The sequence below is a fragment of the Microbacterium sp. 05T445 genome (assembly GCF_056395865.1).
In genome coordinates this window covers 923,537-936,499 of sequence record NZ_JBFTKJ010000002.1, presented here as the reverse complement: position 1 = coordinate 936,499, position 12,963 = coordinate 923,537, and the positions used below count along the sequence as shown (strand labels likewise).

The 12,963-nt window shown below is 71.6% G+C and carries 12 protein-coding genes; 5 read left to right on the top strand and 7 right to left on the bottom strand.

What is annotated here, in order from left to right:
- Positions 1 to 177 precede the first annotated feature (177 nt).
- Both AC1DDU_RS13835 and AC1DDU_RS13830 read right to left on the bottom strand, forming a co-directional pair.
- Positions 178 to 1,062 carry an alpha/beta fold hydrolase gene (locus AC1DDU_RS13835; RefSeq protein WP_477435033.1) on the bottom strand — a complete coding sequence of 295 codons (885 nt, stop codon included), beginning with the start codon at positions 1,060 to 1,062 and terminating at the stop codon, positions 178 to 180.
- Between the two features lie 13 nt (positions 1,063 to 1,075).
- On the bottom strand, positions 1,076 to 2,569 hold the full coding sequence (locus tag AC1DDU_RS13830) for a carboxylesterase/lipase family protein (RefSeq protein WP_477435031.1): 1,494 nt from the start codon (positions 2,567 to 2,569) through the stop codon (positions 1,076 to 1,078).
- A 130-nt stretch (positions 2,570 to 2,699) separates the two neighbouring features.
- Between AC1DDU_RS13830 and AC1DDU_RS13825 the strand changes: the two genes are divergently transcribed.
- A complete protein-coding gene (locus AC1DDU_RS13825) occupies positions 2,700 to 3,875 on the top strand; it encodes an acyltransferase family protein (protein WP_477435029.1) in 1,176 nt (391 codons plus the stop codon).
- Between the two features lie 12 nt (positions 3,876 to 3,887).
- Here AC1DDU_RS13825 and efeB read toward each other — a convergent pair whose 3' ends face one another.
- The 4 genes from efeB to AC1DDU_RS13805 all read right to left on the bottom strand — a co-directional run bounded on the left by efeB (position 3,888) and on the right by AC1DDU_RS13805 (position 8,558).
- Positions 3,888 to 5,204 carry an iron uptake transporter deferrochelatase/peroxidase subunit gene (efeB, locus tag AC1DDU_RS13820; RefSeq protein ID WP_477435027.1) on the bottom strand — a complete coding sequence of 439 codons (1,317 nt, stop codon included), beginning with the start codon at positions 5,202 to 5,204 and terminating at the stop codon, positions 3,888 to 3,890.
- Positions 5,201 to 6,430, bottom strand: coding sequence for an iron uptake system protein EfeO (efeO, locus tag AC1DDU_RS13815; protein WP_477435025.1), 1,230 nt, complete (start codon positions 6,428 to 6,430; stop codon positions 5,201 to 5,203). Before efeO ends, efeB begins: the two co-directional genes overlap by 4 nt.
- Positions 6,427 to 7,416: an iron uptake transporter permease EfeU gene (gene efeU, locus AC1DDU_RS13810; protein WP_477435023.1), complete on the bottom strand. Its 990-nt coding sequence runs from the start codon at positions 7,414 to 7,416 to the stop codon at positions 6,427 to 6,429. Before efeU ends, efeO begins: the two co-directional genes overlap by 4 nt.
- A 188-nt stretch (positions 7,417 to 7,604) precedes the next feature.
- On the bottom strand, positions 7,605 to 8,558 hold the full coding sequence (locus AC1DDU_RS13805; protein ID WP_477435021.1) for a helix-turn-helix transcriptional regulator: 954 nt from the start codon (positions 8,556 to 8,558) through the stop codon (positions 7,605 to 7,607).
- A gap of 69 nt (positions 8,559 to 8,627) precedes the next feature.
- On the opposite strand from AC1DDU_RS13805, the gene AC1DDU_RS13800 reads away from it, so the two are divergent.
- Both AC1DDU_RS13800 and AC1DDU_RS13795 read left to right on the top strand, forming a co-directional pair.
- Positions 8,628 to 9,770 carry an epoxide hydrolase family protein gene (locus AC1DDU_RS13800; RefSeq protein WP_477435019.1) on the top strand — a complete coding sequence of 381 codons (1,143 nt, stop codon included), beginning with the start codon at positions 8,628 to 8,630 and terminating at the stop codon, positions 9,768 to 9,770.
- A gap of 95 nt (positions 9,771 to 9,865) precedes the next feature.
- Entirely contained in the window at positions 9,866 to 10,888 is a 1,023-nt protein-coding gene (locus AC1DDU_RS13795) for an isopenicillin N synthase family dioxygenase (RefSeq protein ID WP_477435017.1), read from the top strand.
- 90 nt (positions 10,889 to 10,978) lie between these two features.
- Here AC1DDU_RS13795 and rpsO read toward each other — a convergent pair whose 3' ends face one another.
- Positions 10,979 to 11,248: a 30S ribosomal protein S15 gene (rpsO, locus tag AC1DDU_RS13790; protein WP_005048780.1), complete on the bottom strand. Its 270-nt coding sequence runs from the start codon at positions 11,246 to 11,248 to the stop codon at positions 10,979 to 10,981.
- A gap of 152 nt (positions 11,249 to 11,400) precedes the next feature.
- Between rpsO and AC1DDU_RS13785 the strand changes: the two genes are divergently transcribed.
- The gene (locus tag AC1DDU_RS13785; protein WP_477435015.1) at positions 11,401 to 11,622 is read left to right on the top strand and encodes a DUF167 domain-containing protein; all 222 of its coding nucleotides are present in this window, start codon (positions 11,401 to 11,403) and stop codon (positions 11,620 to 11,622) included.
- Entirely contained in the window at positions 11,619 to 12,929 is a 1,311-nt protein-coding gene (locus AC1DDU_RS13780) for an MFS transporter (protein ID WP_477435013.1), read from the top strand. Before AC1DDU_RS13785 ends, AC1DDU_RS13780 begins: the two co-directional genes overlap by 4 nt.
- The last annotated feature ends 34 nt before the right edge of the window (positions 12,930 to 12,963 follow it).

The window sequence follows — 12,963 nt, the reverse complement described above, 5'->3', positions numbered from 1 at the left end:
TCTCGCTCACGATCCTTCTCCGCTTCCCCTGGTTGAGGGCTCCGTTCGCCGTGCGGGTTCTCCGTCGCGGACGAATCTATGCAAATGAATGTATCTCGTGCAACGCGTGCGCACCAAGACTATTCCCGGGTCGCGTGCACGGATGACGGAACGGATGCCGTTGGCCTCGGCATCCGCTCATCGCCGTGCGTCGGCGAACAGCGCCAGCATGTCGCGCGCGAGCTGGTGCGGCGCGGTCTCGCACGGGGCATGCCCGGTGGGATACGTCGCGACGCGGGCGCCGATGCGGACGGCGTAGGCGTCGTGCTGCGGCTGCGGCCAGAGGTCCTGGTCGCCGACGGCGATGAGCTTGGGGATGTCGACGGCCGCCACCGCGTCGGCGAAGTCGGGCGTGGTCATCATGAGCCCGACGACGTCGTCGATGCAGGCACGCCCGGTCACGCCGAGCCGTTCGCGCACGAAGGCGATGCGGCCCGGCGGGGTGCGGTTGAGGTTGTAGCGGATGCCCCACAGGATGAGACCTGCCGCGCGGTGCGGTGACATGTCGGAGATCGGCCCGATGTGCTTGACGCCGCGGAACACCTGGCCTGTCGCCGGCGGCGCCGACATGAGCGTGAGGCTCAGGAACAGATCGGGGCGGGCGACCAGGGCCAGCTCGGTGACCAGCGCCGCGAAGCTGTAGCCGAGCACGTGCGCCGGACCGCCGTCCTCGAGCACGGCGACCAGATCGTCCACGAACAGGTCGTAGTCGTAGTGCTCACGCGGCGGATCCAGGTGCTGCGGGCCCGCGTCGACCGACTCGTAGTGCCCCGAGATGTCGAACGCCTCCACGCGGTACCCGGCCGCCGCCAGCAGAGGCAGCAGTAGGACGAAGTCCTCCTTCGAACCCGCGACACCGGGCACCAGCACGACCCGCGGCGCAGCGGGGTCGCCCAGACGCACGCGGGCGAGTCCACCGCTGGGGGCCGGGAACACATCGTGCTCGGTGCCGTCCGGGAAGACGTGCCAGTCGAAGTCGGGGATGGCCTGGTCGCGCTCCAGCGCGTCGTCGATCGTCGTCATCGCGCCTGCGAGACTACCCCTCCGGAAGGCCGGCGAGCTCGTCCTGACGCGGCGCGTAGTCGATGTGGCCGCCGTCCGCGTCGAAGGCCTGCACCGGGCGCCGGGAGGACCACGGCTCCCATCCCGGATCGCCGTCGATCACGAACGACACCCATGCGCCATGCATCGCGTCGGCGAGGCGCTGCGGCCCGTCCGGTCCGCCGAGGGCCACCGAATCGGCCGAGGTCAGATCGTCGAAGACGAAGCCCAGTTCCATCGCGTGCGCGGCGCCGAGCCCGCCTACGGGGCTCCGCCAGCGGAACTCGTACACCCACGTCGGCGATGCGGCATCCGTCCGCGCGTCCGCGAAGCGGGTGATCGGGGCGCGCAGCAGTATGTCGCCGACGATCTCGCCGAGCACCTCGCCCGGCAGCGCGTCGGGGCGCCGTGCGCGGTGGGCGCGCACGATGCGGGCAGGGACGCGGGCGGCCAGGCGCGCCACGGCGACCGTGGACCAGCGGATCTTCGCGATCGCCCCGGTCGGCACGAACCACAGCCGGTACTCCTCGCTCGTCGAGCCGATCAGCACCGGGATGCCGCGCCCGGCGTCGTCCAGGAGCGCGTCGAGCGGATTGCGGGGCACCGCGTCTCCCCCGATCGCGAGGGCGACCGACGGCCCGCCGCCGAGCGGCGACCCACCCGCGGCGACGGCGGTCTGCGTCGCGACGAGGTCGGCCGCGGCGACCCCCGCGAAGCCGTCCCCGGTCGCGGCGACGCCCCGCCGCTTGGCGATCTCGCGCGTCATCCGGCCGGCCTTCTTCGGAGGCTGGGCCACCAGCGGACCGCTCTGCAGGATCGCGCGATCGAACAGCTCGCGGGCATGCGGGAGTGCGAGCAGTGCGGTCAGCGTGTTGGCGCCCGCCGAGTGACCCATCGCCGTCACCCGCTGCGGGTCGCCGCCGAACGCGGCGATCTCGCGACGCACCCACCGCAGCGCCGCCTCCTGGTCGAGCACGCCGAGGTTGTGCGGCACACCGTCGAGCACGCCGAAGCCCTCCTGCCCGAGCCGGTACTGCACCGAGACGTAGACGATGCCGTGACGGGCGAATGCGGCCCCGTCGTACGCCGGCAGCGCCGCGGAGCCTCGCGCCAGCGCGCCGCCGTGCACGAACACCAGCACCGGCAGCGCGGTGTCCGGCGTGCGGTCCGCGGGCGTCCAGACGTTGACGGTGAGGATGTCGTCGCCGGGGATCGAGACGGTCGGCAGGTACTTCTCGAGGCCGCCCCCGTAGGGCGCCTGCGGCGCCGTCGCCCCGAAGGCGGAGGCAGCTCGCACGCCCGTCCACGGCGCGGCCGGCTGCGGCGCGCGGAAGCGGCGCTCGCCCACCGGCGGCGCCGCGTACGGGATGCCGAGGAAGCGGTCGATCCCGTTCTCGCGCACACCCTGCACGACGCCGGAACCCACCGTCGCGCGGGGCGCATCTGCGGCCGGGTCACCCGGGCGATGCTCGGTCGCGGCATCCGTCATCGTGCGTCTCCTCCTGCGTGCATCTTCGCCCGCTCGTACTCAGACTCAGCCACCGTGGGACTCAGTGTCAAGGCGGGGGCGTCGCGCCGTGTCCGGATAGTCTGGTCATCGCTCCCGGGAGGAGAAGGACATGACCGGAAGCCCCGCCGCACCCACGCGCGCGCCCCGGACGGGATCGATCCCCCGTCCGCCGCGCCGCACCCCGTTCTGGGACAACGCGCGCTTCGCGTGCATCGTGTTCGTCGTGCTCGGGCACGCGGTGCAGCGACTGACGTACGACTCCGACATCGCACTCAGCCTGTATCTCGTCGTCTACGCGTTCCACATGCCGGCGTTCGCCGTGATCTCGGGATACTTCTCCAAGTCCGATGCGCCGACCAAGACTCAGATGGCGCGCGTGATCACGGACATCCTGGTGCCGTACGTCATCTTCGAAGGGCTGTGGACGCTCACGAAGTGGCTCGTCGAGGGCAGCGCGAACCCGAACCTCACCGAGCCGTCGTGGACGCTGTGGTTCCTGCTCGCCCTCGGCATCTTCCGCCTCGTGCTCCCCTACCTCGCGCTGCTGCGCTGGCCGCTGCTGTGGACGATCGCGATCTCGATCGGCGCCGGGTACCTGCCCAACATCGACTCGACCTTCTCGCTGTCGCGCACCCTGGGCCTGCTGCCGTTCTTCACGCTGGGCTGGTGGCTGCGCCAGCACGACGTGGTGGCGCGCCTGCGCCTGCTCGACCGTCGCCCCTGGTGGGTGACCGCGGGAGGCGTCGGCCTGTTCGCCGTGGCCGCCTGGGCGGCGTGGTTCTTCGTCGACGACTGGCGCGCCATGAACCTGCGCGAGTGGCTGTTCTACGACGAGAACTACGCGGCGATCGGCGGAACGCAGTGGTGGGCGGGCGGGGTGCGCCTGGCGCTCATGCTGGTGGCCGTGGTGCTGTCGGCGGCCTTCTTCGCGCTCGTTCCGCGCGGCTCCCACTGGTGGACGCACTTCGGGCGCTACACGATGTACGTCTACCTGCTGCACTCGTTCGTGCTCTACCCGTTCCGCGAGAACGGCCTGCTGCGCAACGCGGAGCCGACCTGGTTCTGGCTGCCGCTGGTGATCGTGCTGTCGGTGGTCATCGCGCTGGGGCTTGCGACCAGGCCGGTGCGGTGGCTGTTCCGCCCGCTGGTCGAACCGCGCCCGGCCTGGCTGTTCGCCGACCCCACGCTCGCCGGCCGCGAGGGGCGCCGGAGCGACCCCACCGGTTCGCGGCGGCCGCGGGAGAAGCCGCGCACGCCGCGCCCCGATCCGCGCCAGAACGGCTGAGCCGCGGCCGGCTCAGGCGAACAGCGGCGCGCCGACGTACGAGCCCGGTGCGGCGCCGGCGGGCACGGCCCACAGGCCCGATCCGACGTGGCGGATGTACTCGTTCATGGTGTCGGTCGAGAGCGACCGCTGCAGCGTCACGAACTGCTCGGGCGAGCGCTGGTACGACAGGAAGAACAGTCCGGCGTCCATGCGTCCGAGGTCGTTGTTGCCGTCGACGTAGTTGTAGCCGCGGCGGAGGATCCGGATGCCGCCGTTGAGCTCGGGATGCGCCAGGCGCACGTGGCTGGTGACCGGGATCGCCGGTTCGCCGCCCTTGCCGGTCGCGTCGAAGTCGGGCTCGGCGAACTCGTCCCCGCCGGACAGCGGTGCGCCCTCCCCCTTGGAGCGGCCGATGATCGACTCCTGCTCCGACAGGCGCACGCGGTCCCACGTCTCGATCAGCATGGCGATCTTGCGCGCGACCAGGTACGACCCGCCGGCCATCCACGCGGGCTCGTCGGAGGCCCCCACCCACACGTTCTCGTCGAGGGCCGCGGTGTCGGTGGCCAGGATGTTCGCCGTGCCGTCCTTGAACCCGAAGAGGTTTCGGGGGGTGGCCTGCGCGGCTGTGGTGCGCGAGGTGCGCCCGAACCCGAGCTGCGACCACCGCAGCCGCGCCCGGCCGAACGCGATGCGGCTGAGGTTGCGCACCGCGTGGACGGCGACCTGCGGGTCGTCGGCGCACGCCTGCACGAACAGGTCGCCGCCCGAGCGCGCGGGGTCGAGGTCGTCGCCCAGGAACGCCGGCAGCTTCTCGAGCCGAGCCGGCCGCCGGGCGGCGATGCCGTAGCGGTCGCCGTCCTCGTTCTCGAACAGGGTCGGGCCGAAGCCGATGGTGATCGTCAGGCCGCTGGCGGGGAGCCCGAGGGCCTCGCCGGTGTCGTCCGGCGGCGCCTCGGGCGATCCGCCGACGGCGCCGGTGGCGCTGACGTCGAGGCCTCGCGTCATGCGCGCCGCCGCGTAGCTCCAGTCCTGCAGCAGCGTCATGAGGTCGTCGCGATCGGTGCGGGCCATCATGTCGAACGACGCGAAGTGCAGGTGGTCCTGCACCGGGGTCGTGATGCCCGCCTGATGTGTGCCGTAGAAGTCGAAGGCGGATGCCACGGCATCCCGCTCACGCGCGCGCCCGACCGCCACGCCTGCCGCCGCGCCCGCGCCGGCGCCGAGTGCGAGACCCGCCGCCCCTGCCCCGAGCGCCAGCCCGAGCACGCCGCGGCGCGACAGCCCCGCCGCGGCTGCGGGAGCCTCGACGTTCGCGGGCGCCCCGCCGTCCTCCGTTCCGGTCACGCGAGGACGGTGTCCGTGAGCTGCGCGAGCGGCTCGGCCAGGGCGTTGATGAGGTCGGTGAGCTCGCGCTTCTGGGCGTCGTCGAGATCGGTGTACGGCACGAAGCCCGCCTCGAGCGAACCGTACTGGGCGAGGGCCGCTTCGAGGTCCGCGTACCCGGCGTCGATCCGATCGGCCAGGGCCTCGCCCTCGTCGCCCTGCGCCACCGCGAAGTCGCGCACCAGCGAAGCGGCCATCTTCGAGCCCTCGACGTTGGCGGCGAAGTCGGAGAGGTCGGTGTGCGACCACCAGTCCTCCTCGCCCTGGATCTTGCCGGTGGCGACCTCGTCCAGCAGCGCGATGGCGCCGTTGGAGATCCCGGCGATGCCCTGCGCGTCGAGGTTCTCCTGGAACTCGTCCGAGTGGACGTAGTCGTACAGCTCCTGCACGTCGGCGATCAGCTGGTCGCCGTAGGCGGCGCGCTCGTCGGTCGTGGACGGCGCCCAGTCCTGCCAGGCCGGAGTCTCGCCGTCGGCGTTGAGCGCGTCCGCGGCGGGGACCCACAGGTCCTTCTCGATGCGGTGGAACCCGGTCCAGTCCAGTCCGTCGGCCACCGCGTCGACCTCGCGGAAGTCGATGCGCGGGTCGAGGTCGCCCAGCGCCTCGGCCACCGGCTCGATGCGCTCGTAGTAGGCGCGCACCTGCGGGAACTGCGTGCGCGCGGTCTCGTCGTCTCCCGACTCGTACGCGGCGACGAAGCCGGAGACGGCAGGGACCAGCTGGCCGACCTGGTCCTTCACGAACGCGGCGTACAGGTCGACGGCCTGCTGCTTCTGCTCGGCGTCCTCACCGGTCAGCTCCACGGCATCGCCGGTCACGGTGAAGGCCGCGCGGCCGATCCCGTCACCGACCATGCCCGGCTTGCAGACCGTGAAGTAGTCGCCCGGCTGCGCGACGACGGTGAGGGTGCGCGACGCGCCCGGCGCGATGTTCTCGACCTCGCCCACGATCCGCAGGCCGTCGTCGGCGAGCAGGTAGAACTCGGTCACGTCGTCACCGTCGTTGCTCACCGAGAACGTCAGCGTGCCGCTGGCGGCCGAGTCGCCCGAGACCTCGCAGGCCGAGCCCGTCGACGAGACGGTGAGCGCGTCCGACGTGGCGACGTCGCTCTTGGCGACGCAACCGGACAGGACGAGGGCGCCGAGGCCGGCGACAGCGAGAGCCGGGATGAGGCGGCGGACGGTCATGCTTCTCCTTGCGAGGGCGTGGTGGACGTACGGGGCGAGGCAGCGGCGACCGCCGCCTCGACATCGGAGGGGGTGGAGACGGCGGGAGCAGCGGATGCCGCGGACGCGGGCTTGCGCGGCGCGAACTGTCCGCGCGCCCACACGATGCCGACGATCACGACGTAGAGCACCCACGCGACGACCTGGATCCACGACATGCGGGGCATGAAGCCGACGGTGGCCTGCAGGACGGTCGCGAGCACGGACCCGGGCGGGATGGCGGCGGTGACGTCGAAGGCCCACCCGAAGGGGAACGCAGCCCAGCCGACGGCGACGGCGCCGGTGACGGGGTCGATGGGGGCGGCGTCGGTGAACGGGCCGGGGAGGACGCCCGCCTCCTGCAGGTCGAGGATGCCGTAGGCGAGCACGCCGGCCGCGACGATGATCAGGAACGCACCGGTCCACGTGAAGAAGCGACGCAGGTCGAGCCGCAGCATCCCGCGGGCGAGCAGCCAGCCGAGCACGACGGCGGCTCCGAGACCGAGCAGGGCACCGGCCAGCGCGGCGGGCGCATCGCCGAAGGACTGCACCATCGACCACAGCAGGAGCGTCGTCTCGACGCCTTCGCGGGCGACCGAGACGAACCCGATCGCGACGAGCGCCCACAGGCTGCCGGCGGCGAGCGCGCGGTCGAGGCCCCCTTCGAGCGAGCGCTTGAGGGTGCGCGCGGTGCGCTGCATCCAGAAGATCATCCAGGTAACCATCGCGACGGTCACCAGCGACAGCGTGCCGCCGAGGATCTCCTGCCCCTCGAAGGTCATCGTGTACGAGCCGAAGGTGAGGATCGCGCCGATCGCGACCGCGAGGGCGACGGCCAGGCCGATGCCGGCCCACAGGCGCGGCAGGACATCGCGTCTGCCGAGGCGGGTGACGTAGGCGACGAGGATGCCGACGACGAGCGCGGCTTCGAGGCCTTCACGCAGGCCGATGAGGAAGGTGGCGAGCAACGGGGTTCCCAAGTTCGTGCGGATGACACGGCGCTTCGTTGCACCTCGGCTTCCCGCCGCCCGTCAGGCACGGTCCAACGTAAGGTGAGCCTTACCTTCGAAGTTACCCACCCGACGGCGGATTGTCCATTCGAACGGGCCGGAGAAAACCGGACAGCCGGGGCCGCGGCATCCCCTCTCCGCCGGGGTCAGGGTGCGATCGCGCGACCGTATCGCTCGGCGAGCAGCTGCAGGTGCGGGATCAGTTCGACGGGCGAGTCGACGGTGAAGTCCATGCCGAGCATGCCGATGTAGGCCGCGATCGTCTCGAGGCTGTCGGCGCCGGTGACGAGCACCGAGGTGTCGTGGTCGACCGCCTCGACCACCCCGACGGTCGGGTTGATGCGCGCGATCACCCGCTCGGCCGGCGCGGCGATGCGCAGCCGGGCGTGGACGTTCCAGCCGCCCGCCGCGATCGAGCGCAGCGCGAACGCCGTGAAGTCGCCGCCCGGCACCTGCTGCGGCTCGAAACGGCGCCGGGTGGGCATGCGCGGCTGGATCCAGTCCAGCCGGAAGGTCTCCCATTCCTCGCTGTCGGCATCACGGGCGACGAGGTACCAGCGACGCTGCCAGCTGAGCAGCCGGTACGGCTCGACGCGGCGCGGGACTCCGCGGTCGTCGAAGCGCAGCCACTCGCCGGCGTGCACGGCCTGCGCCACGGCGCTGAGCACGCGCGGATCGACCTCGGGGTCGGGGGCGTCGGTGCCGATGTTCTCCGGCCCGCTGTCGATCGTCGCGGCGACCGCGTCGACGGTGGGGCGCAGCCGCTCCGGCAGCACCTGCAGCAGCTTCGCGAGCGCGCGTGCGCCGGCCTCGTCGACGCCGGCGACACCGCGCGTGACGCGCAGGCCGATCGCCACCGCCACCGCCTCCTCGTCGTCGAGCAGCAGCGGCGGGAGTTTGCCACCGGCCGCGAGCCGGTACGACCCTGCACGCCCCCGCTCCGCCTCCACCGGATAGCCCAGCGATCGCAGGCGCTCGATGTCGGTGCGGATGGTGCGCACCGAAACGTCCAGGCGGGCCGCCAGCTCCGGCCCGGGCCATCGCGGGCGCGACTGCAGCAGAGCCAGGAGCGCCAGCATCCGCGCCGAGGTGTCCGCCATCTCGCGCTTTCGTGAAGAGTTCGTTTATCAGGAAGAAAACCTGCCTGTTTAGACCGTAGCGTCGAAGACATGAACACCGCAACCGCAGACACCGCCGTCATCCGTCCGTTCCGCGTCGACGTCCCCCAGTCCGCCCTCGACGACCTCGCCGACCGTCTCGCCCGCACCCGCCTCCCCCAGCCCGCGCCGTCCGAAGACTGGGAGTCGGGCACCCCGAACACCTACCTCGCCGAGGCGGTCGCCCGCTGGCGCGACGGCTTCGACTGGCGCGCCGCCGAGGCGCGGATGAACGAGCACCCGCACTTCACGACCGAGATCGACGGGCAGACGATCCACTTCCTGCACGTCCGCTCGCCACACGAGGGCGCGACGCCGCTGCTCCTGGCCCACACCTACCCGGGCTCGTTCGTCGACTACCTCGACATGATCGGCCCGCTCGTGGACCCGGTCGCCCACGGCGGGCGGGCCGAGGACGCGTTCGACGTGGTCGTGCCAGACGCGCCCGGCTTCGGGTTCAGCCAGCCGGTCGCCGAGTCCGGGTGGACCACCGCCCGCGTCGCCGCCGCGTACGACGCGCTGATGCGCCGGCTCGGCTACGACTCCTACGGGATCCACGGCAGCGACAACGGCGCGATGGTCGCGCGCGAGCTGGGGCTGCTCGCCCCCGAGGGCTTCCTCGGGCTGCACGTGCTGCAGCTGTTCTCGTTCCCCTCGGGCGACCCCGCCGAGTTCGAGAAGCTCGAGCCGCAGGACTACGCCGGCCTCGAGCACATGCAGTGGTTCCAGTCGGTGGGCGCGTACAACACGATGAACGCGTCGCGTCCGCAGACGATCGCCGCCGCCCTGTCGGACTCCCCCGTCGGCCACCTCGCGTACGCCGAGCTGTTCAACTCGTTCGGCAACGGCACCTCGCTGGTGCCGCTGGACACGATCCTCACCGAGGTCAGCGTCGCGTGGTTCGCCAACGCGTCTGCCGGCATGAGCCGCGCGTACCGCGAGAACGCGCTGGCGGATGCCGAGCCCCGCGTGAGCGACGCCCGCACCGGCGTCGCGGTGTTCAAGGACGACTTCCAGACCATCAAGGTCTTCGCCGAGCGCGACAACTCGAACATCGTGCACTGGAGCCGCTTCGAGCGGGGCGGGCACTTCGCCGCGCTCGAGGTCCCCGAGCTCGTCGTCGGCGACATCCGCGCGTTCTTCGCCCGGTCATGACGGCCACGGGGGTCGCGCGGCAGCGTCCGCGCGGCCCCCGCTTAACCGTTCGCAACAAACGGGCGGATGCCGCGGCATCCGCCTACCCTCGCCTCATGACCGACCTGAACCTGCCGATCCTCGACCTCTCCCGGCTCGACGCGGGGCCGGCGGCGGCCGCGCGGTTCCGCGACGACCTGCGCGCCGCGACGCACGACGTCGGGTTCTTCTACCTGACCGGCACGGGCGTCTCGCCCGAGCTCGAAGCCCGGCTGCACCAGGCCGCACGCGACTTCTTCGCCCTCCCCGAGGCCGACAAGCTCGCCATCGAGAACGTCAACAGCCCTCACTTCCGCGGCTACACGCGCGTGGGCGGCGAGCGCACGCAGGGCAAGGTCGACTGGCGCGAGCAGATCGACATCGGTCCCGAGCGCGACGCGGTCACCGACCCGCAGGCACCGGACTTCGCGCGCCTGGTGGGGCCGAACCTGTGGCCGCAGGCGCAGCCTGAGCTGCGCGAGGTCGTCTCGGAGTGGCACGACCACCTGTCGGGTGTCGCGCGCAAGCTGCTGCGCGCCTGGGCGCTCTCGCTCGGCGCACCCGAGAACTACTTCGACGAGCACTTCGGCGAGCCGTCGACGCTCATCAAGATCGTCCGGTACCCCGGCAAGGAGGATCCGACGCCCCAGCAGGGAGTCGGCGCCCACAAGGACTCGGGCGTCCTGACACTGCTGTGGGTCGAGCCCGGCAAGGGGGGCCTCCAGGTCGAGCGCGACGGGGAATGGGTCGACGCTCCCCCGGTGCCCGGAGCGTTCGTCGTGAACATCGGCGAGCTCCTCGAGTACGCGACGCAGGGCTACCTCATCGCGACGAAGCACCGCGTGATCTCGCCGCGCTACCCCGACGACCGCATCTCGGTGCCGTTCTTCTTCAACCCGGCGCTCGACAAGCGCCTGCCGCTCATCGAGCTGCCCGACGAGCTCGCGGCGCAGGCGCGCGGAGTCACACAGGATCCGTCGAACCCGATCCACGCCCTCTACGGCGAGAACGCGCTGAAGTCCCGGCTGCGCGCGCACCCCGACGTCGCAGCCATCCATCACGCGGATCTCGTCGCGGCGCGAGCGGCGGCATCAGCCTGACGTCCGGCGCACGGCGGAATGGATGAAGGCCTCCCCACACCGTGGGGAGGCCTTCCAAGAATGTTTTGCGCGATTGAACGCTGGCTGCGATTAGCGGCGGAGTCCGAGACGCTCGATCAGCGACCGGTAACGGTTGATGTCGATGTCCTGGAGGTAGCCGAGCAGACGACGGCGCTGACCGACGAGCAGGAACAGCCCACGACGCGAGTGGTGGTCGTGCTTGTGCTCCTTGAGGTGCTCGGTGAGGTCCTTGATGCGCTGCGTCAGCATCGCGACCTGCACCTCGGGGGATCCGGTGTCACCGGGGTGCGTCGCGTACTCTTCGATGATCGCCTTCTTGACGTCTGCTTCCAGTGCCATAGGTGATCCCCTCTCTGCTTGTTGCGCGGTGCTCGTCACCCGATGTGCGAGCTCTCTTTCTCCGCGGCCGATCCAACGGCAACCTGAAGAGTCTACCAGCCGCAGGATGCCGCGGCGAACCGGCACCGTCGGGCCCGGGTACGCTCGGATCCGTGCAGTACACCGTCCGCGTCAAGCCCGGGAGCCGGCGCGGACCGCTGGTCGAAGAGAGCGCTGACGGCCTCGTCGTCTTCGTGGAGGAGCGCGCCGTGGACGGCGCCGCGAACGAGGGCGTGATCCGCGCGCTCGCCGACCACTTCGAGGTGCCGCCCAGCCGCGTGCGCATCCTCCGCGGGCACACCGCGCGCATCAAGCGCGTCGAGGTCGAGGAGTGAGCGCCGGGGAGCATCGCAGCCACTTCATCGACCTGCGTCCCTTCCGCACCAGTCCCGCCTTCACTCGCATGTGGATCGGATCCACGCTCGCCGGCCTCGGCGGGCAGCTCACGATCGTCGCGATCATGCTGCAGATGTACGACCTCACCGGGTCGACGTTCGCGGTGTCGATGATCGCGGTCGCGGGCCTCGTGCCGATGATCGTCGCCGGCATCTACGGGGGCATGCTCGCCGACGCCTTCGACCGCCGGGCGGTCGCGCTCATCGCCGCGACCGTGACCTTCGGCTCGACGGCGCTGCTCGCGGTGCTCGCGTGGGCCCAGCTCGAGACGGTGTGGTGGCTGTACGCCCTCAGCATCGTCAATTCCGCCGCGAACTCCATCGTGCTGGCGACGCGGCAGGCGATCGTGCCCCGCCTCCTCCCCCGCGACCTGCTTCCCGCGGCCTCCGCGCTGGGCGGCATCACGGTCGGGATCATGGTGATGGCCGGGCCGGCCCTGGCCGGCGTGCTGGTGGCGCTCACCGGCTACGCGTGGACGTACACGCTCGACGTGATCCTGATGACGTCGCTGTTCCTCGGTCTGTGGACGCTCCCGCGGCTGCGCCCCGAGGGTGAGACGGTCCGGCCAGGGCTGGAGTCCCTCCGCGACGGCTGGCGGTTCCTGAAGCGGGCCTCGAACATCCGGCTGCAGTTCATCCTCGACATCATCGCGATGACCTTCGGGCAGCCGCTGTCGCTGTTCCCCGCGATCGGGGCGGTGCTCCTGGGCGGCGGTCCCATCACGACCGGTGTGCTCACCGCATCGGTCGCCGCCGGAGCGTTCGCCTCGAGCCTGTTCTCCGGCCGCGTCGGCGCGGTCCGGCGCCAGGGGCGGGGCATCGAGCGCGCGATCCTCGTGTACGGCGGGACGATCGCCGTGCTCGGGCTCGTACTGGGCGCCGCGGCGCTCGGCTGGTTCGCCCCCGCCGGCAGCGAGCCCGGCACCCCCAACCTCGTCCTCATCGCCCTGGCCTGCCTGGTGCTGGCCGTATCGGGGGCGGCCGACAACATCAGCTCGATCTTCCGCAACACGATGGTGCAGGCCGCCGTGCCCGACGCGATCCGCGGGCGACTGCAGGGCATCTTCATCGTCGTGGTGGCCGGCGGCCCGCGACTGGGGGCGCTGTACGCCGGCACCCTCGCGACGCTCACCGCGCTGTGGTTCCCGCCGCTGCTCGGCGGCTTCGTCATCATCGCCCTGGTCGCGACGCTGGTGCGGTTCAGTCCGCGCTTCCGCGCCTACGACGCCGAGAACCCCGCGCCGTAGCCTGACCGCCGCACATCGGCGGATTTCGGACGTC

What these genes read in the sequence shown, in the direction of transcription:
- AC1DDU_RS13825 (WP_477435029.1), top strand. Translation starts at nt 2,700, where the DNA reads ATGACCGGAAGCCCCGCCGCACCCACGCGCGCGCCCCGGACGGGATCG.
- AC1DDU_RS13800 (WP_477435019.1), top strand. Translation starts at nt 8,628, where the DNA reads ATGAACACCGCAACCGCAGACACCGCCGTCATCCGTCCGTTCCGCGTC.
- efeO (WP_477435025.1), bottom strand. Translation starts at nt 6,430, where the DNA reads ATGACCGTCCGCCGCCTCATCCCGGCTCTCGCTGTCGCCGGCCTCGGC.
- AC1DDU_RS13830 (WP_477435031.1), bottom strand. Translation starts at nt 2,569, where the DNA reads ATGACGGATGCCGCGACCGAGCATCGCCCGGGTGACCCGGCCGCAGAT.
- AC1DDU_RS13795 (WP_477435017.1), top strand. Translation starts at nt 9,866, where the DNA reads ATGACCGACCTGAACCTGCCGATCCTCGACCTCTCCCGGCTCGACGCG.
- AC1DDU_RS13835 (WP_477435033.1), bottom strand. Translation starts at nt 1,062, where the DNA reads ATGACGACGATCGACGACGCGCTGGAGCGCGACCAGGCCATCCCCGAC.
- AC1DDU_RS13805 (WP_477435021.1), bottom strand. Translation starts at nt 8,558, where the DNA reads ATGGCGGACACCTCGGCGCGGATGCTGGCGCTCCTGGCTCTGCTGCAG.
- rpsO (WP_005048780.1), bottom strand. Translation starts at nt 11,248, where the DNA reads ATGGCACTGGAAGCAGACGTCAAGAAGGCGATCATCGAAGAGTACGCG.